Source organism: Baaleninema sp. (assembly GCF_049974805.1).
Classification (GTDB): domain Bacteria; phylum Cyanobacteriota; class Cyanobacteriia; order Cyanobacteriales; family Geitlerinemataceae; genus Baaleninema.
Map to the genome: position 1 here is coordinate 84970 of NZ_JBNGCO010000003.1, position 25702 is coordinate 110671.

Genomic DNA, 25702 nt, shown 5'->3' on the forward strand with positions numbered 1-25702 from the left:
ACGAGCGATCGAGAATTGCACGGCGGGGAAGAAGCCAGGATAATGAGACCAACCGGGACGTTTCGCAACCAATACCGTGCAGCTCAAACAAGTCATCATCGCCCATAAAGCTGGCGACGCCACGAGCAAACGCTGGGCCGAGAATTGCGCCAAGCAGCTCGAGGGTCGCGGCTGTCACGTTTTACTCGGACCTAGCGGTCCGAAAGACAATCCCTATCCGGTGTTTTTGGCCTCTTCAGCCCAGAAAATCGATTTGGGTATCGTGTTGGGGGGAGACGGTACGGCGTTGACGGCTGCCCGCCATTTATCGCCGGACGGGATTCCCATTTTGGCGGTGAACGTCGGGGGGCATTTGGGGTTTTTAACGGAACCTCTAGAGATTTTTCAGGAGACGCAGCAGGTGTGGGATCGCTTGCTCGAAGATCGCTTTGCGTTGCAACGGCGCATGATGTTGGAAGCGGCCATTTTCGAGGGCGATCGATCCCATCAAGATCCGGTCAGCGATCGCTATTTGGCACTCAACGAAATGTGCATCAAACCGGCGGCGATCGATCGAATGCTCACCTCGATTTTAGAAATGGAAATCGACGGCGAAATCGTCGATCAGTATCAAGGAGACGGATTATTGGTGGCCACGCCCACTGGCTCCACTTGTTACACCCTTTCCGCCAACGGTCCGATTATCCATCCGGGGATGAACGCCATCGCTGTCACCCCCATTTGTCCCTTGAGTTTGTCGAGTCGTCCCCTGGTGCTTCCCCCCGGTTCCGTCGTCAGTATCTGGCCCCTCGAAGACCGGGATTTAAACACCAAACTTTGGATGGACGGCGCTCTCGCCACCGCCATTTGGCCCGGACAGCGGGTTGACGTGCGCATGGCGGATTGTTGCGCTCAGTTCGTCATTTTACGAGAAGACTATTCTTACTTCGGCACCCTGCGGGACAAACTGCTCTGGGCGGGCGCTCGCATTCACTACAACAACAATCACCGCAACTGAGCGATCGAGGGCGCTCGATCGCCATCTCCCTCGATCTCCTTTCAACCCAACTTAACCGCGAGAGGATTCCGTCGAAGCCGCTTCTTCCTCGTCTTGCCTTTCCTCGGTGTATTGGTTCCCCGGTAATTCCAAACAATACCCCGCCCCGTACACCGTTTTGATGTACTTAGGATGGCGCGGATCGGGTTCCATCTTCGTCCGCAGATGTCGGATGTGAACGCGAATTGTTTCGATATCGTCGTCGGGATCGTAACCCCACACTTCCTTGAGGATGGCGCTGGGGGACACCGTTTGACCGTGACGTTGCAGCAAACAGTGCAGTAACTCGAATTCCAAATGAGTCAGTTTGACGGTTTTATCGAACCAAATGGCCTCGAACCGCTCCGGTACCAGCGTCAGCGGACCGTAATTGAGGATTTCCGTATGTTTTGCCGCTTGCGGGATGCGATCGGTTCGTCGTAACAGCGCCCGCACCCGCGCCAACATCTCCTCAATTTCAAAGGGTTTGGTCATATAGTCGTCCGCGCCAGCGTTAAAGCCTTCGACTTTTTCTTGGGTTTGTCCGAGAGCGGTCAACATCAAAATGGGGATGTCGGCTGTGCGCTCGTCTCGGCGCAGCCGCTGACAAACCGTGAATCCATCGACTTTTGGCAGCATCAAGTCCAACACGATGAGATCCGGGACGAGCTGCATGGCAAGCGCTTGTGCTTTCACACCGTCCTTAGCTTGGCTAACTTCGTAGCCCGCCATTTCCAGATTAATGGCGACGAGTTCCGAAATTGAAGGGTCATCGTCGATAACGAGTATCCGAGGCATCATTAATAAAACTTTACGAGCGGGTGCGTGAAAGATTCACAGTTTCGATCGCGTTGTCGCAGGACTGTCGGTTTTGACGACTGTACTACGACCTAGCTTTCGTAAAGGTTCTTCGCGAACTGTTACGCCAACTGTTACTGAATGCGAAGAATCCTGTACTGATTATAGGCAAGCATCTTCACTTCTTGACGAAGCTTGTCAGAATTTTAAATTTTTCCAAATTTTTTTAACGCTGCTTAACCATTCCTTTACAGCTACGTTACTAGTTCGGGGGCGGGACTCAGCTGCCCTCCCGAGACCGAGAGAATCTGCGAAGCGTGCAGCCATTGGGCGTCGAACGCCCCCAGGTGGGTGGTAGAAATCAGGGTTTGGAAGCGATCTTCGATGGTTTCGAGAAGCTGGTTCTGTCGGTTGAGGTCGAGTTCGGCGAGTACGTCGTCGAGGAGCAACACGGGAGGTTCCCCCACCACATCCTCAATCAGTTGCAATTCCGCCAGTTTCAAAGCCAGGACGAGGGTGCGTTGCTGTCCTTGAGAGCCGTACTGTCGCGCGGGGGTATTGTCGATCGCCAAATAGACTTCGTCCCGGTGCGGTCCGACGAGGGTGGTTCCCTGATGGAGTTCGGGAACGGCGCGATCGCGCATTTGGGACAAAAAATCCTGACGAACGGCTTCTGCATCCTCGAAATTGGCGATATTGCGGACGTGGGGAGCATATTCGACGGATAACACCTCTGTTTGTCCGCTGATGTTACGATGCCATTGCCGCGCCAAAGGTGCCAATCGTTGCACGGCTCGCCAGCGTCGGCGCATTACTTTCGCTCCCGCCGTCGCCAGTTGGAAATCGAACACTGATCGCATCGCCTCGACTTCCGCTCCCACTTTACCTTTCATCTGTTTGAGAAAGGCGTTTCGCTGGCGCAAAATTTGTCCGTATTCCCGCAATAAATGGGCGTAAACGGGTTCGAGTTGAATCACCAATCCATCGAGCCAACGGCGGCGATCGTCGGGAGAACCGCGAACTAAATCTAAGTCGAGACTGGAAAATTCTACGACGTTGAGCAGTCCGAGAAAATCCACTTGTCGGCGACAGGTTTCGCCGTTGATGGCGACGGTTCGGCGTCCAGAACGACGTAAAATTATCTCGAGTTCGATCGATCCGGTGGTGCGTTCTAAGATTCCGCTGACTCGTCCGATGGGTTCGTCGTCTCGCACCAATTCTCGATCGCTGTTAGCCCGTTGACTTTTTAAAGTCGATAATAACGCCACACTTTCTAATAAATTCGATTTTCCTTGAGCGTTATTTCCCACTAAAATTGTTTTCGGCGCATCAAAATTTACGAGAGTTTTTTGATAGTTTCTAAACTGTTGTAACTGTAGTTTTTTTAAATACATTTAATCTAAATACATTTAATCAACGACAATTGATAATTAATAATTGATAACGATCGACCCCCCATCACCCCCTCACCCCATCATCCCATCATCCCATCATCCCCTCATCCCCTCATCACCGAAACACCTCCGGAACGCGCTGACGTAGCGCCTGGTTTAATTCGGGGAGGCGGGAACGCATTTCGAGATACCAGTCGTATCGTTCTCGGTAGTGTTGGGAGAGAAGGCGGTTGTCGCGAACCCAGCCATAGGCGTTGTCTGCCATTTGACGACGCCAGGGGGTATCTTGCAACAGGCGGCGGAGTTTGGTCTCGAACTCGGGTAGAGAATTGTACAACAATCCGGTTTCGCCATCGACGATCGATCGATCGTAGACGGTGGGACTAGCTAAGACGGTGACGCCGTGGCTGGCGCATTCGATGAATTTTAAATCCGATTTCATGCTGTTGAATTCGGTGGGATTGAGGGGAAGTAACGCCACATCGCAGGCTCTCAGCAATTCGTGGTATCGATCGTAAGGACAGGTGGGTTCAAAGGCTTTGTGTGGGGTTTTCAGGGCGTTGAAAAACCATTTGTCGTGAATCACCTGCACCCCCACGCGATCGCCGAATTCTCCTAAAACGCGATTTACTACGTCGATGAGGGGTTGCCAGTCGGCTTCGCGGTTTAAGGCGCCGAAAAAGAGTCTCACCCTTCCGTCGTCGGCGTATTGACGAGGGGGCGGAATTTCGGGGAGTTGGTTAGAAAAGACTTTAACGTAGGGGTTGAACTGACGCAAAAATTCGGCGAGGGGTTCGGTGGAGGTTTGGATGCAATGGCAACTGCGGTAGGTGATGAAATCCTGTTCGATATGTTCGGGCCAAAATCGCGGATCGTCGTCGATTTCTACCACGACGAGATAGCCGCTTTGAATGAGGAGTTTTTGTTTGGGGGGCGCTTCGTTTTTGTACAATCGCGCTCGTTGCCAGATAAAGACTTTTTCTTCGTCGGGTAAGGCGACTTTGAGGTTGGCGTTGTGCATTTTGGAGACGGGACGCACGCCGGGAATGGTTCGCAGCAGGCGATCGGGTTGGTACACCCGCACACGATCGCTCGCCATTGTGGAAATCATCAGGGTTTGAACGAGTAACCGTTTCAGGGGTTGTACGAGTTTGAGGCTGCGGACGATGTAGGCGTCGGTTTCGCTGCGTTTGGCGAATTGAGATCGATCGATCGAGTAGGTGTCTAATACTGATTCGAGTTGGGTTTGCAGCTGTTGCGCCTTGTCGCTGCTGTCGCGACAGCGTTCCATCTCGAAAATATGTAGGTGTGCGGCGGCGAAGACTTTGCGAAGGGTGGCGACATCGAAGGCTTCGACGCTGTTTCCGGCGAATCGATCGAGAATGCGTTTCCAGTGGTTGGGGTTGGGAATAGAGGCGAGGAGTTGTCCGTTGTCTTTCAACCACGATCGCGCCGTGTTGAGGAGTCCCACCGCATCCACGAAACGGGCGAGGTTGGCGGAGAACACCACGCAATCGACGGAGTTGGGGGGAATTTCCAGGCGATCGAGTTGCTGGTAGGGCAGCAATACCGCGCGATCGATGCGGGTTTTCGCGGTGGCGATGGCGTCGGGGTTGTCGTCGATGCCGATGTAGGTACAGCGGGGGTTGATGCGTTTGTAGCGCAGGCCAAACGCCCCTCGATCGCACCCCAACTCGACGACGATTTTCGCGTCGCCGGGAACCAGATACAGCAGTTGTTCGTTAACCTGTTCTTCCGCCTCAGAGAGCGGTGTCGGTTGGGGCGGCGGCGACTTAGCGGGGGGCTTACCGAGGAGTTCCACAACGGCGGGATGGTTTCGCACCCCGAGGCGATCGAACTCAGCTTGATATTTCTGAAAGATATATTGACGGATCTTTTGTTTTTTTGCCTCGCCACCCCGTTGGTTGAAATGGTCGGCAATGCTCTCTTTTCTTATATTGTAATATAATTGGGTGTCTGCGATGCGTTTTCCTGAAAATCCTTTCAACGCCATTGCCAAAAATAAGTCATAATCTTCCAAAATAGGAAGTTTCGGATCGAATCCTCCAGCGGCATCAAAAGCTTGGCGAGAAATCAGCGAGCAAACGTTCATAAACGGCGCTTGTAAGAGCGCCTCCAGCGACCAGTCTTTACTATTTAACGTCCGTTGAGCGTCCCCGAACAACACCATCGGCGTATAAAGCGGAGAAACCCTATCGGGGAGAGATTCAGCCGCATCGACTAATTTTTCAATAAAATCCTTATCGAAATAATTATCGCAATCGAGAGGTAAAATATAGTCTCCTTTAGACATGGAAACAGCGACATTTCGCGCCGCAGAAACGCCGATATGTTTAGGAGATTTAACCAGAGTAAAATTAAATTCTCCACGCAACTGTTGCAAATACTCCGCACTGCCATCCGTCGAAGCGTCGTCGATGACAATATGTTCGATATTGGGATAGGTGGAAGTTTTGACGCAGACTAAGGCACGTCGAACAAACGCTTTGCCGTTGTAACACGGCGTAATCACACTGACCAACGGATGGGACATGGAATTTGCAGATCGTATCGTTACGATTAACTTTAACGGTTCGGGGAATCGATAGGACAGGGGAGCGGAAAACCGCTATTTATTGCGAAACCGTTGCTTCGCCGACTCAAACGCTTCTTTCATCGCCACTTGAATCTTTTCAGGATCGGGTTTTTTACCCCCCATCAAATCGCCAAAATACACGCAAGCCCCCTCACCTAACGCCCACGTATACGCCGCCGCCCAAGATGCAGCGATCGCGCTCCCCAAACCGGGGATAAACTTAATCAATTCTCGCCCCACCATTTGCGCGAGAAACCCGCCCGCGATCGCACTGGCGACGCCTCCCGCTTGCGAAGGGGACAGCGTTTGTCCGTAAAGCTGTCCGAGAACCCCCACCATCGACACCTGTAACGTCGTCAAAACGGGCATTGTAGCAAAAGGAAGGGGAACGGCGGCGAGGGTGGCGGCGATAACAGAAAACGCGAGGATATAACGGCGTCCCACATCTCGATAGAGATTTCCGATTTGTTCCCCGGCGCCCTTGTCGAGAAGGTCGTAAATGGCGCGAGATTCCGCTTCGGGGAGGAGTTCGGCGAGACTGTTACTGAAGGCGTCTAAGCCGTAAAACACGGGGGTATAGCCGTCTTCTTCCAGAGTGAAATCGATGAGAACCGCGCGATCGAACAATCCCGAAAAGTTATCTCGAATCGCAGAAAACGCCCGATCGATCGCCTCAACCTCTGGCGGATACTCGGGGTGATTTTCCATCTCGGGGGGATAGACTTCGTGGAGACAAGTCACCGCCAGCAAACAGGGGATATTAGGATGTTTGCGGCGCAACTCCTGGGCGATTTGGCGCAGAGTATCCGTCGCGAAATCGTTAATTTTAACCGTGAGGATGAGAACTCGAGCGCGATGAGTTTCCCGTTCCAAGTCGCCGATGAGTTCCCCAATCAATTCGTCCATATCGCGGTGGATATCCCCCAATCCCACGGTGTCGGTGAAGATGAGGAGGGGTAAATCTTCCGAGGGATAGGCGTAACGTTCGGTATTTTGAGTGTGGGGACGAAATCCCTGTCCGACAATTTCAGCGGAAACGCCAGTTAAGCCGCGAACGATGGAACTTTTCCCCGATTGCGGTTTTCCCACCAGTAAAGCTTCCGTGGTGGGGAGTTCTTCGCGGACTCTGGCGAGGATTTCCGCGATGCGATCGTCGCTGACGCTGAACCACTCGAGAGCGGTTTTACGAAGGGTGTCCAGGGGGTTGAGATGTTTCACCCGGGAGGTGGTGGCGTTCCACAGTTTGGCCACGGGATGGGTTGAGGTGTCTTTATCCTCTGCGGGTTGCGGGGTGTCGGGTTCGGGGGTTTGGGGGTCGCTCATCACTCGAGTTCCACTCGATATCGCTTTGATTTTAAGGAGGGGTGGAGACCTTTGCAATTGGGGAAAACCGTTTTTGGGGAGTAACGGGTATGTGGGCGGTGGACGTTGGCGGTGCGTGAGGAGTTCTCGACCTCAGAATTTACACCCGAGTTTTCAAGTCACGCACCCTACGATCTGGTGATTGGCAATCTACAATCATGGGGGAAATTAACCCGCCAATTCAAAAACAAAATGCAAGGAATCATATTCACAGGAATCCAAGGCTCAGGAAAATCGACCTTTTACTTCCAAAACTTCGCCAACACCCACATCCGCATCAACCTGGATATGCTGAAAACCCGTCATCGGGAAAAGCTGATATTTGAAGCCTGCTTAGACGCCAAACAACCCCTCGTTATCGACAACACCAACCCCACCAAAGCCGATCGATCTCGATATATCCCGCGCCTAAAAGCCTACAAATTCAGCGTTATCGGCTACTATTTCGAGTCTTCTTTACCAGAATGCTTACATCGCAACAACCAACGCAGCGGAAAAGCCAAAATCCCCGAAATCGGCGTGCGATCGACCCACAAAAAACTCCAAATCCCCGACTATTCCGAAGGATTCGATCGCCTCTTCTCCGTTTCCCTACAAAATGGTATATTTAAAATTAGCGAAATCCCCAAAAAACCCCATTTCAACGACGGCTCGTCACATTAAACCAGCAACCATGAAACTCCATCCCGAATGCGTTCCCTGTCTCTTCCAACAAGCCCTGAGAACCGCAAAAATTGCCACCGATGACGAAACACAACACTGGCAAATTTTAAACGGCTTAGCGCAAGTTTTTACCGAACTCCCCGAAAACACCATTCAAGTGGAAGTGGCCGGAGAAATCCAAAAACTCCTCACCCAAACCACCGGAGATGGCGATCCCTACCGACATCTCAAACAACATTACAACGATATCGCCCTAAAACTGACGCCCCATCTGCGAGAGGCGATCGCAACCGCTGACGATTCCCTACTCACCGCCATTCGCATCGCCATCGCCGGAAATATCGTCGATTTCGGAATCTCTGAGGCGTTCGACTTAGAAAAAACCGTATTCGATAGCTTAACGCAAACCTTTTCGATTTTCGATTATGAGGAATTCAAGCAACAGTTGAACGAGGCGAAAACCGTTCTCTACATCAGCGACAATACCGGAGAAATCGCGTTCGATCGACTCCTCGTCGAACAGCTTTTACAACAACAAAAACAAGTCACCCTCGCCGTTCGCGGCGCACCCGCCATCAACGACGCCACCCTCGAGGATGCGGCTTACGTAGGATTGACGGATTTAGTTCCCGTCATCACCACCGGGACGGCGTTACCGGGAACCGTCGTCAAAAAAGCCAACGCAGAATTTCAACACCACTTTAAAACCGCCGATTTAGTAATTTCCAAAGGTCAAGGAAATTTCGAGGGTTTATCTGACGAAAAACGGTCGATCGTCTTTCTGCTCAAAGCGAAATGTTCCCCCATCGCCCAAACCTTGGGCGTCGAAACGGGAGCGATGGTGTTTCGGGTGAAATCCCCCTCACCCTAACTCCCTTTCCATCTCCCCTACTTCCCTTTGAAAGGGGGGCTGGGAGAAAGACATTTGCAGAGTCTCGATTTGCAGAGTCTCGAACTGAACTCCCCTTCTCCCAAGCTTGGGAGAAGGGGTTGGGGGATGAGGGCTGACTACGCCTGAACCTCCAACAACCCCGGTGGGGGGACGATTTCAATGCGTCCGGCGTCCAAATCCACCAGGGGAACGATTTCCATCACGAAGGGAACCAATACCGTGGGCGGTTTTGGCGGTTTGGGGCGTTTGGGTTTTTTGCGTCGGCTGCGTTTAGGGGGTGTTTCGGGAACCGGAATCGATCGATCGAGTTGCACTTCGAGGAGGTCGTTTCCCGCCGAAAGAACGTCTGTGACGACGCCCAAGCGATCGCCCGTCGTTCGATCGAAAACCGCCAATCCCACCAAATCTAAAACGTGATATTCCCCCTCTTCCAATTCCGGGCGATCGTTGGCGGATACCAGCAACACCGCATTTCGCAACTCTTCCGCCGCTTCCCGCGTCTCGATTCCCTCAAGTTCCACCACGTATAACCCCTTACCGGGAATGTCTCGCCCTCCCAGGAGTTCGATAGGTTGGGGATCGCGTTCCCCTTTCCGCCGCAACCATCGCGTTCCGGGTTCCAAAAAACGTTCGGGAAAGTCGGTGTTGGGATACACCCGCATTTCGCCCCGCAACCCCTGGGGGGCGACGATGCGACCGATTTCCAACCACTCCGATTCAGCCATAATGTCGTGCAATTCTCGTATCGTGAAGTCTTTTATTCTACCGAAACCCTTTGACGATCGCAGTTGGGAAGCGTCACCGTAAACGTACTTCCGACCCCTTCGCGACTTTCCACAGCGATCGATCCCCCGTGGAGGTCGAGAGTTTGCTTGACGATGTGCAACCCTAACCCCGTCCCGGCGATGTCCCCCACGTTTTCCGCCCGAGAAAACATCTCAAATAGCTTGGGAAGGTTGGACTCAGGGATTCCAATCCCTTCGTCGCTGACGCGAAACTGGACGCCCTCGGCGGTGAGAGACACCCCCAGCGTCACCGTTCCCCCCTGGGGAGAGTATTTGACGGCGTTGGAGAGGAGATTGGCGAGAATGTGACGCAGTAGGGTTTCGTCGAGACAGACTGAGGCGTTTTCCAAGTTGGGGGAGGCGTCGAGGACGAGGTGGTGTTGCGGACTGGCGACGGCTTGCGATCGATCGATCGTCATGTGACAAAACGACAGTACATCCATCGGTTTCGGGTGGAACGGAAGCCGCCCAGTTTCCAGTTTGTTGGCCAGTAACAACTCGTCGATGAGGGCGTTCATGTTGCAAACGCTAGCTTTGATGCGATCGAAATATTGGTCTTTTTTTTCCGGAGAGAGTCGATCGCCCAGGTACTTGAGAACTTCAAACGAGCCTAAAATGGATGTGAGCGGCGTTCGCAGATCGTGAGCCGCCATCGAAAGGGTTTGGGTTTTGAGATCGTTGAGTTGTTGGGCGCGATCGAGGGCTTGGCGAACCGCTTCTTCGCTACGATATTTCTGTAACGCCATTTCGATCGTCGTATAAATATCTTGCGGTTTGAAGGGTTTGACGAGATAGCCGTAGGGTTCGGTATGCTTCGCCCGTTCGATGGTGTCGTCATCAGCGTAGGCGGTAATGTACACCACCGGAATTCGCGTTGTTTCTCGCAGACGGGCGGCGGTTTGGATTCCGTCGATCGATCCCCGTAGGTGAACGTCCATCAACACTAAATCCGGTGGGTTCTCTACCACTTGATTCAAGGCTTTTTCACCAGAACTGACTTTAGCGGTGACGACGTACCCCCGTTTTTCCAGGTGGCGAGCGATGTTCGCCGCTGCGATGAGTTCGTCTTCGACGATGAGAATTTTAACGGGCGGTTTGACCTCGGACATACGGAATTTGGCGAAACAGTGAAGCGGTCGGTTTGAAGGGTGGGAAGGAAAGCGAGAAAAGGCGAGTGTCTTTCGTCCTTTTAATTTTACTTTAGGTTGAGACGTTGTAGAAATTGCATCCCGTCTTCGCTCCCCGTCACAAGGGGGGGGATTGGGGGATGCAGACTTGAGAAAAACCAATGTTTGAGATAAGGATGGAGTATTAGGATTCTGAAAAAAGTGGAAATTTAAAACGAAAGGCGGTGCCGCTGTCTCGATTCATTTCCACTTCTGCCTCGAGTTGTTCGGCCAGCAAACTCACCAATCGCAGCCCGAGAGAGCTGGTATTTTGCCAATTGACCTCTTGAGGGATTCCGATTCCATTATCGCTAATTTCTAGATAAATTTTGCGATGGGGTAATTCTTTAACTCGAATCGCAATCGTTCCCGATAAATTCCCTGGAAAAGCATATTTAAATGCGTTGGTTACCAGTTCGTTGGCAATCAAACCGCAAGGAATGGCGATTCCTAAGTCCAAGCGAACGGGATCGACTTCGATTTTGGTTTCGATATTACCGAGATTTGTATTTTGCAAAAACACGAGATTTTCAACCAAACGATTGAGATATTCCGTAAAATTAATACAGGCTAAATCCGCCGATTGATAGAGTTGTTCGTGAATTAACGCCATCGTTTGAATGCGGTTTTGACTGTCCGCAAACAGCAAGCGGGCGCGGTCGTCCTCCAAAATATCCGACTGCAATTCCAAGAGATTAGAAATGACGTACAAATTGTTTTTAACGCGGTGGTGAATCTCCTTCAACAACACTTCTTTTTCCGCGACCGAGGCTTTTAACCGTTCCTCGGCGCGTTTGCGATCGCTAATATCTTCGATCGCCCCAATAAAATAATCCGGTTCTCCCGAGGCGTGACGCACCAGAGATAAACTCAAATATCCCCAAACCACAGAACCGTCCCGGCGCAGATAGCGTTTTTCCGTCGAAAAGGTCTTAGTTCGTCCCGACAGCACCGATCGCACCCCCTCTCGAGATCGATCGCGATCGTCGGGATAAGTCACGTCCTTGAAACTTTTGGCCAACAGTTCCTCGCGAGAATATCCCAAAATATCGCAAAACTTCTGATTGACCCCCGTAAACCGCCCGTCGGTTCCCGCCTGGACGATCCCCACAGCCGCCTGCTCGAACGTGGCGCGAAACCGACGTTCGCTGTTCCCCAAGGCTTCCACCAATTGCGTGTGCGTCAAAGCGATGCTCAACTGATCGGAAACTTGTAACATTAAATCGAGTTCGTCGTCGGTCCACCGTCGCGTACTACCGCACTGGTGGGCGATGACGAAGCCCCAGAGGGTCTCATTTTGCAACACAGGTACCAACAGTTTCGCCCGTACCTGCCACTCCTGTAAAAACTCCCACAAACAGGGGGTTGCAGTACCGTAAGCCGCTTGGACGTCCGCCACCGCCCGCACCGTTCCCCGACCGTAAAGCTGTTGGTATTCTAGGGGAAAGATTTCTTCAGGAAAGTCCCAGTTGAGCAAGCGGCGATATCCCGGCGTGACGGCTTCAGCGATGGTGCGTCCGGTTCCGTTGGGAAAGACGCGGTAGACGATGGCGCGATCGCAGCCCAAAATTTGCTGCAACTCCGCCACCGTCGTCTGTAAAATTTCCTCGAGTTTTAAGGATTGGCGAATTTTAAAGGCGATTTGGGCGAACAGGTGAGATTTGAGATTTTGACGTTCGAGAACCTCCATCGCCTGTTTGCGATCGCGAATTTCCGTTTGTAGTCGATCGTTAGCTTGACGCAGGGCGGCGGTCCGTTCGGCCACCCGCTGTTCGAGTTCGAGTTTCGCTTGTCGCAGTTGCGCTTCGACGCGCTCCCGTTCGGCCAGTTCCGCGCAGAGTTTGCGGTACAGTTGCGACTGTTGAATAGCTAAGGAAAGTTGCACCGCCACTTCCTCGAGGAGGTCGAGTTGGCTGGTTTCCCAGGAACGGGGGGCGTCGCACTGGTGGACGACAAGAAGTCCCCAGAGTTGTGTTTCGTAGTTGTTATCGGCCCGCAGCAAAATGGGAACCACCAGACTGGCTTTCACCTGGAATCGATCGAGCATTTCCCGGTGACAGTCGCTCAACCCCGCGCGATCGATATCCGACATCGCCCGTCGGTGTCCGAGACGGTACAGAGTACCCGCCCCCATTTGAAAACAGGTATCTTCGATTTGACAGTGGAGGGCGCTCGTCCACTGAGGTAACACCGATTCAGCGACGATGATACCGCTCATGTCCTCCTCGAAACGGTAAACCAGGGCGCGATCGCACTCGAGGAGTTGACGCACTTCCGTCACCACCGTATCGAGAACCTGATTGAGGTCGAGAGACTGGCGGATTTGACGGGCGATTTGATTGAGAAAATGCTCGAACTCCGCCCGTTGTTTGAGCCGTTCGGCCACCCGCTTTCGATCGGTGATATCTTCAGCTAAACCGGCGATGCGGTAGAGGTTTCCCTCGCTGTCGCGAACCGGGAAATTTCGCGCTCGAATCCAGCGCATTTCGCCATCAGGACGGACGATGCGATATTCGCCGTCGAAGTTGACCCGACGATGGAGATTTTGCAAAGCCAGATCGACTCGATCGCGATCGTCGGGATGAACGCAATCGAGCCAACCCATGGGATTGTCTTGCAACCGTTGCGGCGCGAATCCCCACACCGCCTCGAACGTGGGACTGGCGTAGACACACTGACTGAAATCCGCCGTAAAAATATAGAAGACTTCGCGGATGTTTTCCGCCAGTTGGCGAAATTTCGCCTCTTCGCTGCGTAGGGCGCGTTCGGCGGTTTGGCGTTCGAGTTCGGAACTGGCGCGGGCGGCGAAGACGTTTAAAATATCTTCGACTAAATGGGGGGTTTCGATCGCATGGCGACTGACCACGGCGATGAGTCCGAGAACCCGTCCCGCCCCGTCCACCAACGGCGCTGCGGCGAACCCTTCCGCTTGCATCGCTTCGAGGCGACAGGCGTTAGGAAACCGCTGCAAAACCCCCTCAGGATACATACAAAACTGACCTCGAACGGCTTCTTGACAGGGCGTCCCCGCGAGGACGTACTCCCGGTTGTCTACCAGTTCCCCGTTGTCGCATTGAGCCAGAGTGGTGAGGGTGTTTCCGTCCTCAGACACTTGCGCCACGAACGCCTGTTCCATCTTCAACGCCCGAGCCAGATAAGTGACCAGGGATTGAAAAAAGGCTGCACCGCTGCGACAGGAAATCCCCGTCACCAGGTTTCGCAGAGCGTCTTCCATTTGCTGGCGTTCGGTGATGTCGATCCCCGTGGCGATGATATAGGTAACATTACCGTCGTCGTCAGTGAGGATGCTGTTCGACCATTCGATGGTTCGGCGCGTCCCTTCCTTCGTCAACCAGTCGTTGACGTGATGGTTGCGCGGCCGTCCCCCCCGCAGTTGCGCGAACACCCGCCGTACCGACTCGATTTGTTCGGCGGGAACGAAAATATCCCACACGCAGCAGTCCCGCACCTCCTCGAAGCGGTATCCCGTGAGCCGTTCGCAGGTTTGGTTGAAGCGCACGATACGCCCGTTGCGATCGAGTACCACCACTAACGCCCCGGCGGTATCGAGAACAGCGGCGATGAAGTTGCGTTCCTGTTGCAGTTGATAGGTGCGATCGTCGATTTGACGTTCGAGGGTGCGGTTGCGCGTTTCGAGAAGCGTGACTTTCTCCGCTTCAAGCTGACAAACTTGGTCGTAGAGGGTGCCGACGGTGGCGTAGAGTTCGCCGGGGTCGAGGGATTTGAGTACAGTGGTTTGGGTGACCAGTCCCACCAGTTTTCCGGCGTGGTCGAGCACCACGACGCGGCGAATGCGGTGCTGTTGCATCTGCTGGTGAACTGACCAGAGATTGCTTTGGGGCGTCGTTGCATGCAGCGGGGAACTCATGACGCTGGCGGCTTCGGTGTTGGCCAGGTTCAGTTGCAACACCTGAAACTGTACGATGTCTCGTTCGGTGAGAATACCTAACGGTTCCACGCATCCCGGTTGGGCGATCGATTGGTTTTCGGGAACCTCTCGGGCGACGATAACGCAACTGACGCGATGTCGTGCCATACACTGGGCTACTTGTAGCAGCGAGGCCTCTGAGGGCGCGACGACGATGTTACCTTGCATAACGTCACCGACGGTTTGCAACCGCAGTAAGGCGACGGGGTGCAGCAGTTCCCGCAACCGCGATCGCTCGATGACCCCTAGGAGTTTTCCGCCTTCGTCGAGTAGCGGGAGGTGGCGGATGTCGTGTTGTCGGAATTTGGCCAGAACGGCGAAGATATCTTTGAGTTCTTCGTGGGGAACGGAAATCAGGGGCGCACTCATGACCTCGCCAACGGTGAGGGTTTCGAGGAGGTAGCCTTCAGCGGCCAGACGCACCGTGTCCCGTTCGGTGAGGATGCCGTGCAGTCCGGTTTCGTCGCCGATGAGGACGTAGCTACTGGGGTCGGAAAAGGTACAGGTGTGATCGTCGATCGAACATTGTCCGGTGAGGGGATGGGAGGACTGGGGCAGTTGTTTGTGACTCATTAACGCCATTGCCTCGAGGAGGGGAAAGTGCGGCGGAACGCAGGGGGGCGATCGATCGATGACGCGATCGAGATCGAACGTCGGAACGGCAACGGGAAATTGAGTCATTGGGAGAACGGACAAGTTTTTTTTGATGGGTCGTCGTTATTGTTGCAAGTTTTGTGCAGTTTTTCAGAGATTGAATTTAAAGATCGAGTTAAAGATCCAGTAAAGCTTTCAGGGTGCGTTCTAATCCCGTGACGACCCGCGCCAGGCGATCGAAATCGATTTTATCCGGCGTATCTTCGGCGGTGTGGTAGTAGGGATAGCGAAACGGAGCGGTATCCGTCACCATGACGGCGGGATAGTTGTACTGCCAAAACGCCCAATGATCCGACCATCCCGCCCCGGCAATGCTACCGGGAAGGATAGCACCTTCGCAGGGAAATTGGGTGCGATCGCGGAATTCTCCCACCACTTGACGCACCAGAAACGCCGAGTCTAAATTCCCCACGACGCTAATAAAATTCCCCGTGATGGGATAGATGTTTTTGAGCAATCCCATAGGATAGTTTTGGCTTCCTGGCGTATCGTCGTAATAGCCGATGGTTTCTAAACAGAGCATTCCCACAATATTCTCGTTGCTTTGTCGGCAGCGTTTGGCATAGACGACGCTGCCCATTTCTTCAGTTTGGAAAAAGGGCGGTTCTTCGTTGACGAAGGCGACAAAACGAACGGTTCGTTTGGGGTTAACGCGGGCGAAGGCGCGGGCGAGGGCTAAGACAGCGGCGACGCCGCTACCGTTGTCGTTGGCGCCGGGGGAAACCACTACAGAGTCGTAATGGGCGCCGACGACGAAGATGTCGTTGGGTTTTTCGCTGCCGAGTCGTTCGACTTCCAGGTTGCGGAAGTTTTGGCCTTCGACGGTGTAGACTTGCGATCGCACTTCGTATTCGGCGTCTGCGAATTCGTCTTCGATGAAGTCGGCGACGGCAACGAGGTTCTCGTAAGCAATATAGTTGTGTTCGCCGTTGCTGCTGATACGTTCGATGTCTGCTTGGAGTCGATCGCGCAGGGCGATTTCGTCGGGGCTTAGGGGTGGGAGCGATCCGCTGTAGCTCTTTCCGGGCATTAACACGATCGATCGTCCTCCTTTTCTCGAAAATTTCGTTGTTTTAGGTGGCTATACCCAAAATTTAACCTGTTTTTGGTAAATAATTGTCAATTCTTTGAGGATATTTAAGAATTGCCATCGCCGCCACAATCGCGCGGTAAATTATTGGCTCAATCTTGATTGATGTTTCTGGCGAGTCAAATTTGGTTCGTGGGAATTGTGGGCTTGTTTCAAAAGGGTTAAATTGATGGATAAAAAATCCTAAAAACAGAAAAATAAGTGGGTCTTCGGAGTTGGAGGCGATAAGCAGATTTTAGACCCGGTCAACCCTACCCAGACTTTGTATTTCAATTAACAAATGAAACTGTAATCTCAGAAGTCCCAAATAAGTTTAAAATATCAGGACAAAAAGTCTCTCTATCAAGGTAAAATAATTCACAGCAACCTCCAGATTTTATAAAGGGCTATATCGAGCAGTTATGTATAAGATCCCCGGCATTTTTGAAGATGGCGGGGCTCTAGAGAGACCATAGACAATCTGAGGAGCGGAATAAAGTTTCAACCTCCGGGTTCGATAAATAAAAGTCTGCATCCCCCCAAACTGCCAAGGTTGGGGCGGATGCAGTGAAGACTGTTTGAAACCCAGCTTATCGAAAACAAATTTCGGATAATATCGCTGATTATCGAAATAAAACTAAAGTAATCAATTAACGGGTAAAAGATAGATCGCAAATAACGAAAATTCCCCAGCCTGCAAAATACAAGAGCTAAAATAAAATCTTACCCCCCCCACAAAGATGTCGCAGGAGAATCCTTATGACGTTGCCAGACGGACCGAAAACGCCTTCCATCTTACAAACCGTCGAATGGACGATCGATCCCGTCGGATTTATGGAGCGTAAAGCCGCCCAATTCGGCGATACCTTTACCTGCAAATTCGGCAACACCCTCGACGGTTTAGTATTTCTCAGCCATCCCGAGGATATTCGGGCTGTTCTCACCGCCGACGCCAAACAATTCGACTCCGGACGAGCCAACGGCGTATTAACCGCCTTCGTGGGGGAAAATTCCATTTTGATTATTGACGGAAACCGCCACAAACAGCGACGCAAACTGTTGATGCCACCGTTCCACGGCGATCGCGTTTTAACCTACGGCGATACCATCATCGACGCCACCCGTCGCGTCACCGACGATCGCCCCTTCGGACAACCCTTTTCCGTTCGATCGCTAACTCAAGAAATCACCATGCGGGTAATTCTCAAAGCCATTTTCGGCTTAAACGAAGGAGAACGCTACGATCGAATCTACGAACTGATGTCGGACATCCTCGAGATGACCGCCTCACCGCTGAAAGCCAGTATGCTCTTTTTTCCCGTTTTGCAGCAAGATTGGGGCGCGTGGAGTCCCTGGGGGCGGTTTCTGCGTTGCCAAAAAGAACTCGACGATCTCCTTTACGAAGTGATTCAGGAACGCCGTGCCACCCCCGACGAGACGCGAACTGATATCTTAAGCTTAATGTTGTCGGCCAGCGACGAAAACGGCGAAGGCATGACCGACGAAGAACTCCGCGACGAACTGGTAACCTTATTGTTAGCCGGCCACGAAACCACCGCCACCGCCTTATCCTGGGCGTTGTATTGGACGCATAAATATCCCGAAGTGCGCCAAGGAATTCTCGAGGAACTGGCACCACTCGGGGAAAATCCCGATCCGATGGCGGTGTATCAACTTCCCTATCTCACCGCTGTCTGTAACGAAACCCTACGGATTTACCCCGTCGCGTTGATTACCTTCCCTCGCATTGTCAAAGGCTCTTTTACGATGGGCGATCGCACCTTCGAGGACGAAAGTATTCTCGCCCCCTGTATTTATCTAACCCACCACCGCGAAGACATCTATCCCGAACCCGACCGCTTCAATCCCCATCGCTTCCTCGATCGCCAATATTCCCCCTTCGAGTTCTTCCCCTTCGGCGGCGGAAACCGTCGCTGTTTGGGAATGGCTCTCGCCATGTACGAACTCAAACTGGGTTTGGCCACGATGTTACGGGATTACGAATTTACCCTTCCCGACGATCGCCCCATCAAACCCATGCGTCGCGGCGTCACCCTCGCCCCTTCTGGCAATTTGCAACTGATAAAAGTCGATCGACACAACGCCGCCAAAGCGCGAGAAACCGCCACCGCCAGCCATCCATAGAGAAAGAAAATCTGTTGCCAACGCCCCCCGTCGGTGCCTTGTCTGCCACGACGGGGAGAACCCAAACGATCGATCGACCCAAATCGCCCAGACCCAAATCGCCCGGACGGGGTAGACTGCAAAAGATGGCGTCTTCAGCGTATCGTCTGAGTTGCGCCAGTTGCCAGTTGCCTATTGCCTCTCCAACATGACTTTACCCCGTCTCGCCCTTACCCTCGGCGACCCGGCCGGAATCGGGCCGGAAATCGTTCTCAAAGCCTTAGCGGAAAACTTACCCCCCTGTAACATCGTTGTATTTGGCGATCGCTCTATCTTGCAAGACACTTACAAACGTCTGCGGGACGGAGACGACCCCCTCGCCGACCCCGAAACCCTCGAAATCGTCCAAATCGACACGGACGCCGTAACCCCCGGTGTGGGAACCGCCGCCACAGGAGAAGCCAGTTTTAACTATTTAAGCGAAGCGATCGCCGCGACAACGGCCGGACAATTCGAGGCCATCGTCACCGCCCCCATTGCCAAATCCCTGTGGCACGCTGCCGGCCGGGATTACCCCGGTCAAACCGAACGCCTTGCAGAAGGGGCGGGGGTCGATCGCTTCGGTATGATGTTCGCCGCCAAATCCCCTCACACCGGATGGATGTTGCGGACGCTGCTGGCCACGACCCACATTCCACTCAACGCCGTTCCCGACGCCCTCACCCCAGACCTCCTCAGTCGCAAACTGGATTTACTGGTGGAATCTCTGCAAGGGGATTTCGGCATTTCCGCGCCTCATATCGCCATTTCCGGACTCAATCCCCACAGCGGCGAAGCGGGAAAACTGGGACGGGAAGAAGTAGAACGGTTGCAACCTTGGTTGGAAGAGGAACGCCGCCGCCGTCCTACGGTAAAGTTACAGGGATTAATTCCTCCAGATACCCTCTGGGTGAACCCCGGTCGGGCTTGGTTCGAGGACGCCACCGCCACCGCCGCCGACGCCTATTTGGCGTTGTATCACGACCAGGGGTTAATTCCCGTGAAACTGATGGCGTTCGATTTGGCGGTGAACACCACTATCGGATTGCCCTTTATCCGCACTTCTCCGGACCACGGAACGGCTTTCGATATTGCGGGACAAGGCATCGCCCGCGCCACGAGTACTGTGGCGGCCATCGAACTGGCCGTTGACCTGGCCGCGCAACGTCGCCAACTGGCTTAAATCCTGGGAGTTTTTTGAATGTCACAGCGCCCTAAGATGCCTTCTCATCCCGAGAACCGCACGCAAACTGTTCGACAACTGCGCCGTCTCAGTCATCTCCTCGATAACGCGATTCCCGTCCCCGGAACTCCCTATCGCTTCGGTCTCGACCCGATTCTCGGGATGGTTCCCGGTGGCGGCGATGTGGCGGGGGCGTTACTGTCGGCGTACATTATTTTGCAGTCGGCGCGGTTGGGACTGCCGAAAGCCAGTTTGGGGCGAATGTTCGCCAACGTTTTGCTGGAGATGCTGTTGGGGGTGATTCCTGTTTTCGGGGATGCTTTCGATTTTGCTTGGAAAGCCAATGCCAAAAATGTGGAACTGCTGGAATCCCACGTCCGCGCCCCCCAAGATAGTAGCGCCGCTGATGTTCGGTTTGCGGTGTTTCTGGGGTTGGTGTTGTTGGGGGTGGCGCTGTTGTTGGTTGTCTTCAGCGTGACGGTGTTGTGGGGATTGTTGCAATTGCTGGGTCGCGCTTTGGGGTGAGGGTCGATCGCGCGATCGATTTAAAGTTTATTCTTTTTTACATTGCGCGATCGCGGGGGCTAGATGACCTGGGGGGCGATCGCCCGCTACGATCGAACCGTTTGGGGCGGATAAGATGGGAGCGATCGATCTCCACAAAACCACAGTTTCAAAACTTTCTAAGTTCGCGATCGAATTTTGGGTAACGGCATCGATACCGCTGTCATATCTCTGAATAGCGATAAACTTTGCGGACATCAAATTTAGACAAAACAGGGTTTTGACCGGTCGATCGATTCTTCTATCAACGAAACGCCATGAAGAATTTCGATGTTGTGATGTCCGTTCTCGGCTTCGTGTTTACCACGCTTTGGGGAATTTGGACTTGGAGACAACAATACAACCGAGAACAACAGCAAAAACGTGACAAAATTGCTGCCCTTTACGTCAACCCGTTTTTAGTGGCTTGCGACCAGTTACAAAGTCGGATTTATAATATTTTAGAACGTCAAGGGTTAGAATATTTACGACAGCGGTATCCTGACGGGCAATATGCCGAAGAAACCCTTTATCTCATCGCTCATTTCTTCGGTTGGGAACATTATATTTTTCGCTACGGTCCTTATACTCGCGATCCGAACGTCATCGATCGAACGAACCGCATTCGGTCTGTTTTCGCCAGAGATATACTCGACGGAACCCTCGATCCCTTTTGCTTTCGCCGTCAAGAGCAAGTGGATTTAGGCAAATTAGTGGTTCGGAAAAATACCAGCAATGCGGAAATTGAAAATATTTCCCTCGACAGCATTTCTCTTTACGAATTTATGGAGACTTTAAAAGAAGCTCCTTACCGCAATATTTTGTCAGTTCAGACAACCTTAAATGCTCTGCAACAGGCTAAAACTGCCAAAGATTTAATCGGGTGCGAACGTCTGGCAGAAATCCATAAAAATTTGGTCGAACTACTGGATTACTTGGAACACAAAGAAGGATTCAGCTTGTTCGAGAACACGCGCAAAATTGCTAAACCCACGGTTTAAAAACCTGGCGAGATCCGTCGCGAGATTCGGATCGATCGAACATCTCCTAAATGTTGATATTTACTATCACAAAAGTACTGATTTGTCAACAAGCCGAGTAAATTTGAACTGAATTGAAATCAACTGACAAGATACCCGGCATCTCAAAGATGCTGGGTATCTGTTGGGGGGGCGGAAGTTCGGGGGTACGAGGGTCGATCGAACCGATCCCCCTTAGCCACAGTCGAGACAACCATGACGGGAGTTTCAAAAACGTACCCGTAAAATCCCCAAATCTTAAAAACACTTAACACGGGATGCTTTAAATTAGAAAGCCAGAATGACTATACTAAAAACAGAGGCAAAAAACGGATCGATTCGAGTCGTTTCTAACGACATTTCTCGACCGCGATCCGAAAAATCGCGGTATTTGCTGTCTTAAGAAAATCGAAAAGTACCGTTATTTTTGCGAGTCGTCCGTTAATCTCTCGCCCTCCAAGAAAACGACCGTCGAGTCTTTAACGTTCAACGGAACATCTCAAAGGAACATCTCAAAAAGAGTTAGCGCCAGAAATCCAGCATCTTCAACACATTAGACAGCAAAAACAGAAGATTTCTCAAACACGAGATTTCTCAGAGTGCAGACTTCAGTCCCTGGAGAGTTCCGACCCCCACTCCTAAATCGTAACTCGCAAATCGTAACTCGTAGATCGGAAACCCTATTGAGACCCATGTATTACGATGTCGTCGTCGTCGGTGGCGGCGTAATCGGCTGTGGTATCGCCCGCGAACTCAGCCGATACCACATTGCCACCGCCCTGATTGAAAAAGAAAGCGAAGTCGGATTCGGCACCAGTAAAGCCAACAGCGGCATTATCCACGGCGGACACCACAGTTCCCCCGACACCCTCAAAGGCAAACTCGAATGGGACGGAAACCAACTGTGGGACGAACTCTGTGACGAACTGGGGTTCGGCTTCAAACGCATTGGCGAACTCACCGTTGCCCTCAATCCCGACCAACTGCCCACCCTGGAAAAACTACAACGCCAAGGAGAAGCCAAAGGGGTACCCGGATTAGAACTGTGGGATCGCGATCGCATCCAAACCGAAGAACCCCATATTACCGAAGATGCGATCGCCGCCCTCTTCGCCCCCACCACAGGCGTCATCAACCCCTACGAAGCCTGTTTCGGCCTGGCCGAAAACGCCGTCGCCAACGGCGTCGCCCTCCATACCGACAGCCCCGTAACCGGCTTGTCCCAAGACGGCGACACCTGGACGATACAAACCCCCAACACCACCCTACAAACCCGCTTCATCCTCAACTGCGCCGGACTCTTCGCCGACGACCTAGCCCAAATGGCCGGAGTTGGCAGCTTCAGCATCCGACCCCGCAAAGGCGAAGAATACCTTCTCGACAAACGCTTACAAGGCTTCGTCAAACGGGTGATTTTCCCCTGTCCCACCCCCGTCTCCAAAGGAACCCTAGTCATTCCCACCTTCGACGGCACCTTAATGGTCGGTCCGACCGCAGAAATGGTGGACGACAAAGAAGATTTAACCACCACCGCCGCAGGCGGCCAGAAAATCTTCGATTTCGTCAACCGCATAGTTCCCGGCATCAGTCCCCGGGACTGCATCGCCGAATTTGCCGGATTGCGGGCAGTGGCCGACGGCGAAGACTTCATCATCGGCCCCACCGCCAAAAAAGGCTTTATCAACGTGGCCGGAATACAATCGCCGGGACTCACCGCCGCCCCCGCCATCGCCACAATGTTGGTAGACCTCCTCAAAGACGAAGGCTTGGCCATGGAAGAAAAAGCCGATTTCGTCCCCTCAATTCCCAAACCCATTCACTTCGCCAGCTTACCCACCGACGAACAAATCGCCCTGGCCGAAAAAGACCCCAGTTACGGCCGTCTCGTCTGTCGTTGCGAGTTCGTCACCGAAGCCGAAATTCTCGACGCCATTCGCCGAGGGGCAAGAACCCTCGACGGCTTGAAGTTCAGAACTCGCGCCGGAATGGGTCGCTGTCAAGGCGGATTTTGCACCGGGCGCTGTATGGAACTGCTGTCGCGAGAACTGGGCATTCCCATCACGGAGATTACCAAACGGGGCGGCGAGTCCTGGGTGGTGCGATCGCGTAAAGAGGAGGTAGCGTCATGCTAACAGCCAATCTCGATCGATTACGATCGAATTACGATGTCGTCGTCGTCGGCGGTGGCCCGGCGGGAATGGGGGCAGCCCTGGCCGCCAAAGAATCCGGGGCGGAAAACGTCTTAATGGTCGATCGTGAAAAAGAAGCCGGAGGCATTCTGTTACAGTGCATTCACCCCGGTTTCGGACTGCACCATTTCAAAGAAGAACTCACCGGACCCGAATACGCCCAACGCTATCTCGAACAAGTTCTCGAAACCGATATCGACCTCGCCATAGACAGCTACGTTCTCGACATCGACAACACCAACCGCGTCAAATTGATGTCCAGTCGTCACGGCGTCCGGGCCATCCAAACCCAATCAGCCGTATTGGCCATGGGGGCGCGAGAACGGACGCGAGGCGCCATCCGCACCCCCGGAAAACGAGTCTCTGGCGTTCTCACCGCCGGACTCGCCCAGAAATTCGTCAACCTCATGGGGGTTCTCCCCGGAAACCGCGCCGTCATCCTCGGTTCGGGCGACATCGGCTTAATTATGGCGCGGCGGTTGACCCTCGAAGGAGTGGAAGTCGTCGGCGTTTACGAAATCATGCCCCACGCCAACGGTTTAAATCGAAACATCGTCCAATGTCTGCACGATTTCGATATCCCGTTGCACCTCTCGACCACCGTAGTAGACATCCACGGACAAGACCGCCTCGAAGCCGTAACCGTTGCCCCCGTAGACGGCTTTACCCCCGATCTCAGCCGCAGCGAAACCATTCCCTGCGATACCTTATTACTGTCGATCGGTTTAATTCCCGACAACGAACTCGCCCGTCAATTGAACTTGCGCTTCGACCCCGTAACCCGAGGACCGCTAGTCAGCAGTACCATGGAAACCTCGAAAAACGGCGTGTTCGCCTGCGGAAACACCGTCCACATCCACGATTTAGTCGATTTCGTCAGCCAAGAATCCGAACTAGCCGGACGTAACGCCGGATTGTACGTCACCGGTCAACAACCGCCGCCGGACAACGTGCGTTTAGTACCGGGGGAAAACGTCGGATACTGCGTTCCCCAGACGATTTCGACCGATCGCGACCACACCATCTATATGCGGGTTCGCAAACCCATGGAAAACTGTCTCTTGCGTCTCGGGGACGTTTACGAGAAGAAAATTCGGTACGTCTTTCCAGCGGAAATGGTCAACGTGAAAGTCCGTCCGAAGTTTTTGCAGAACTTCCACGGGGACAATTTGCGCCTGGACGTGGTTCCGCAAGAGGGATGAGGTGATGAGGAGATGACGAGATGAGGGGATGATGAGGCGGGAAAACAATCTCCCCCTCTCCCAATCTCCCCCTCTCCCTTGCTCTTTTACAATGGAGGACGAACGATGAATACAACAGTAGAAGAACATCAAGAACATGAAATCAGCCATTATCTCTGCATTGGCTGTCCGATGGGATGTCGGTTAGAAGTGGAAGAAGCCGAAGGCGAAATCGTCGAAGTGCGGGGGTTTAGCTGTCGGCGAGGGGAAGCCTACGCCAAACAGGAACATGTTGCGCCGCAGCGGATGGTGACGACGACGGTGCGGGTGGAAAACGGTCTCTGGGCGAGGCTTCCGGTGAAAACCACCGACGCGATTCCGAAGGAGTTGATGTGGGAGTTGTGCGATAAACTCCACCAGTTGACGTTACAAGCCCCGATTAAACGGGGTGAAGTGGTGTTGAAAAATGCTTTGGGAACGGGGGTTGATGTGGTGTCGTCGCGGGATATGCCCTATCGCGAAGGGTGAGTTCAGGGGCGATGTTGGGTTGACTGGGGTTTTGATGGGGACTAACTCCTGTCGTGAACTACCGCTATTGAATCAAAGATTACAAGGGTCTTTTGAGTTTGAGGTGATAAGCGAATTTTATACCCGATCGTCCCCCTAACCATCCCCCCAACCATCCCCCTAACCATCCCCCCCAACCATCCCCCCCAACCCCCCTTTCAAAGGGGGGCGAAGGGGGGATAGAGGGCGAAGGGGGAATAGGGGGCGAAGGGGGGATAGGGGGCGAAGGGGGGATAGAGGGCGAAGGGGGGATAGAGGGATTGGTCGGGTTGGTCAAAACCGATATTTGAGATACTGATTCACGGTTGTTCTAGCCTTTTCTCTCCCACCCGAGAACCGCTCGTGAGCGAATCCCCAAACCCCCAAACCGAAACCTTCGCACTCGGACGAATTGCCAGTTTAGTGGTTCTCGTCGGAGCGGGATTGTACTTCACTGGATGGACGTATCGATGGATTTACTTTAGGGTTTGCTGAAAAAGTTATCAAAAGCCGGGGGGTGGAAAACGAACAAGAA

Annotated in this window: 20 protein-coding genes; 11 read left to right on the forward strand and 9 right to left on the reverse strand. The window is 53.1% G+C overall.

Annotation, left to right across the window (positions count from 1 at the left end; translation table 11 throughout):
- Positions 1 to 76 precede the first annotated feature (76 nt).
- On the forward strand, positions 77 to 997 hold the full coding sequence (locus tag ACP5D4_RS01400; RefSeq protein WP_428009827.1) for an NAD(+) kinase: 921 nt from the start codon (positions 77 to 79) through the stop codon (positions 995 to 997).
- Between the two features lie 51 nt (positions 998 to 1048).
- Here the strand turns inward: ACP5D4_RS01400 and ACP5D4_RS01405 are convergent, their stop codons facing one another.
- The 4 genes from ACP5D4_RS01405 to ACP5D4_RS01420 form a co-directional block, all read right to left on the reverse strand.
- Complete coding sequence (locus ACP5D4_RS01405; RefSeq protein ID WP_428009847.1) at positions 1049 to 1813, reverse strand: response regulator transcription factor; 765 nt, start codon at positions 1811 to 1813, stop codon at positions 1049 to 1051.
- Positions 1814 to 2067: 254 nt separating this feature from the next.
- On the reverse strand, positions 2068 to 3207 hold the full coding sequence (recF, locus tag ACP5D4_RS01410) for a DNA replication/repair protein RecF (RefSeq protein ID WP_428009828.1): 1140 nt from the start codon (positions 3205 to 3207) through the stop codon (positions 2068 to 2070).
- Between the two features lie 115 nt (positions 3208 to 3322).
- On the reverse strand, positions 3323 to 5761 hold the full coding sequence (locus ACP5D4_RS01415; RefSeq protein ID WP_428009829.1) for a glycosyltransferase: 2439 nt from the start codon (positions 5759 to 5761) through the stop codon (positions 3323 to 3325).
- Between the two features lie 75 nt (positions 5762 to 5836).
- On the reverse strand, positions 5837 to 7126 hold the full coding sequence (locus ACP5D4_RS01420) for a GTPase family protein (RefSeq protein WP_428009830.1): 1290 nt from the start codon (positions 7124 to 7126) through the stop codon (positions 5837 to 5839).
- 231 nt (positions 7127 to 7357) lie between these two features.
- Here ACP5D4_RS01420 and ACP5D4_RS01425 point away from each other — a divergent pair, with 231 nt between their 5' ends.
- On the forward strand, positions 7358 to 7828 hold the full coding sequence (locus ACP5D4_RS01425) for an AAA family ATPase (protein WP_428009831.1): 471 nt from the start codon (positions 7358 to 7360) through the stop codon (positions 7826 to 7828).
- Between the two features lie 10 nt (positions 7829 to 7838).
- Entirely contained in the window at positions 7839 to 8699 is an 861-nt protein-coding gene (locus ACP5D4_RS01430; protein ID WP_428009832.1) for a damage-control phosphatase ARMT1 family protein, read from the forward strand.
- Positions 8700 to 8836: 137 nt separating this feature from the next.
- Here ACP5D4_RS01430 and rimM read toward each other — a convergent pair whose 3' ends face one another.
- The 4 genes from rimM to ACP5D4_RS01450 form a co-directional block, all read right to left on the reverse strand.
- Entirely contained in the window at positions 8837 to 9445 is a 609-nt protein-coding gene (gene rimM, locus ACP5D4_RS01435; protein ID WP_428009833.1) for a ribosome maturation factor RimM, read from the reverse strand.
- 32 nt (positions 9446 to 9477) lie between these two features.
- Complete coding sequence (locus ACP5D4_RS01440) at positions 9478 to 10614, reverse strand: hybrid sensor histidine kinase/response regulator (RefSeq protein WP_428009834.1); 1137 nt, start codon at positions 10612 to 10614, stop codon at positions 9478 to 9480.
- 202 nt (positions 10615 to 10816) lie between these two features.
- The gene (locus ACP5D4_RS01445) at positions 10817 to 15316 is read right to left on the reverse strand and encodes a PAS domain S-box protein (RefSeq protein ID WP_428009835.1); all 4500 of its coding nucleotides are present in this window, start codon (positions 15314 to 15316) and stop codon (positions 10817 to 10819) included.
- Positions 15317 to 15389: 73 nt separating this feature from the next.
- Positions 15390 to 16304 carry a M28 family peptidase gene (locus tag ACP5D4_RS01450; RefSeq protein ID WP_428009836.1) on the reverse strand — a complete coding sequence of 305 codons (915 nt, stop codon included), beginning with the start codon at positions 16302 to 16304 and terminating at the stop codon, positions 15390 to 15392.
- 798 nt (positions 16305 to 17102) lie between these two features.
- Between ACP5D4_RS01450 and ACP5D4_RS01455 the strand changes: the two genes are divergently transcribed.
- From ACP5D4_RS01455 to ACP5D4_RS01465, 3 genes are all read left to right on the forward strand, one after another.
- On the forward strand, positions 17103 to 18488 hold the full coding sequence (locus ACP5D4_RS01455; protein ID WP_428009837.1) for a cytochrome P450: 1386 nt from the start codon (positions 17103 to 17105) through the stop codon (positions 18486 to 18488).
- 187 nt (positions 18489 to 18675) lie between these two features.
- The gene (gene pdxA, locus ACP5D4_RS01460) at positions 18676 to 19689 is read left to right on the forward strand and encodes a 4-hydroxythreonine-4-phosphate dehydrogenase PdxA (protein ID WP_428009838.1); all 1014 of its coding nucleotides are present in this window, start codon (positions 18676 to 18678) and stop codon (positions 19687 to 19689) included.
- Positions 19690 to 19725: 36 nt separating this feature from the next.
- On the forward strand, positions 19726 to 20214 hold the full coding sequence (locus tag ACP5D4_RS01465) for a DUF4112 domain-containing protein (RefSeq protein WP_428009839.1): 489 nt from the start codon (positions 19726 to 19728) through the stop codon (positions 20212 to 20214).
- Between the two features lie 27 nt (positions 20215 to 20241).
- On the opposite strand, the gene ACP5D4_RS01470 is transcribed toward ACP5D4_RS01465, so the two are convergent.
- The gene (locus tag ACP5D4_RS01470; RefSeq protein ID WP_428009840.1) at positions 20242 to 20451 is read right to left on the reverse strand and encodes a hypothetical protein; all 210 of its coding nucleotides are present in this window, start codon (positions 20449 to 20451) and stop codon (positions 20242 to 20244) included.
- A 59-nt stretch (positions 20452 to 20510) separates the two neighbouring features.
- Here ACP5D4_RS01470 and ACP5D4_RS01475 point away from each other — a divergent pair, with 59 nt between their 5' ends.
- From ACP5D4_RS01475 to ACP5D4_RS01495, 5 genes are all read left to right on the forward strand, one after another.
- Positions 20511 to 21233: a hypothetical protein gene (locus tag ACP5D4_RS01475; protein ID WP_428009841.1), complete on the forward strand. Its 723-nt coding sequence runs from the start codon at positions 20511 to 20513 to the stop codon at positions 21231 to 21233.
- A 710-nt stretch (positions 21234 to 21943) separates the two neighbouring features.
- On the forward strand, positions 21944 to 23383 hold the full coding sequence (locus tag ACP5D4_RS01480; protein WP_428009842.1) for an NAD(P)/FAD-dependent oxidoreductase: 1440 nt from the start codon (positions 21944 to 21946) through the stop codon (positions 23381 to 23383).
- The gene (locus tag ACP5D4_RS01485) at positions 23377 to 24642 is read left to right on the forward strand and encodes an NAD(P)/FAD-dependent oxidoreductase (RefSeq protein WP_428009843.1); all 1266 of its coding nucleotides are present in this window, start codon (positions 23377 to 23379) and stop codon (positions 24640 to 24642) included. The genes ACP5D4_RS01480 and ACP5D4_RS01485 overlap by 7 nt, the downstream gene beginning before the upstream one ends.
- A gap of 105 nt (positions 24643 to 24747) precedes the next feature.
- Complete coding sequence (locus ACP5D4_RS01490) at positions 24748 to 25149, forward strand: DUF1667 domain-containing protein (RefSeq protein WP_428009844.1); 402 nt, start codon at positions 24748 to 24750, stop codon at positions 25147 to 25149.
- 381 nt (positions 25150 to 25530) lie between these two features.
- Positions 25531 to 25662 carry a hypothetical protein gene (locus ACP5D4_RS01495; protein WP_428009845.1) on the forward strand — a complete coding sequence of 44 codons (132 nt, stop codon included), beginning with the start codon at positions 25531 to 25533 and terminating at the stop codon, positions 25660 to 25662.
- The last annotated feature ends 40 nt before the right edge of the window (positions 25663 to 25702 follow it).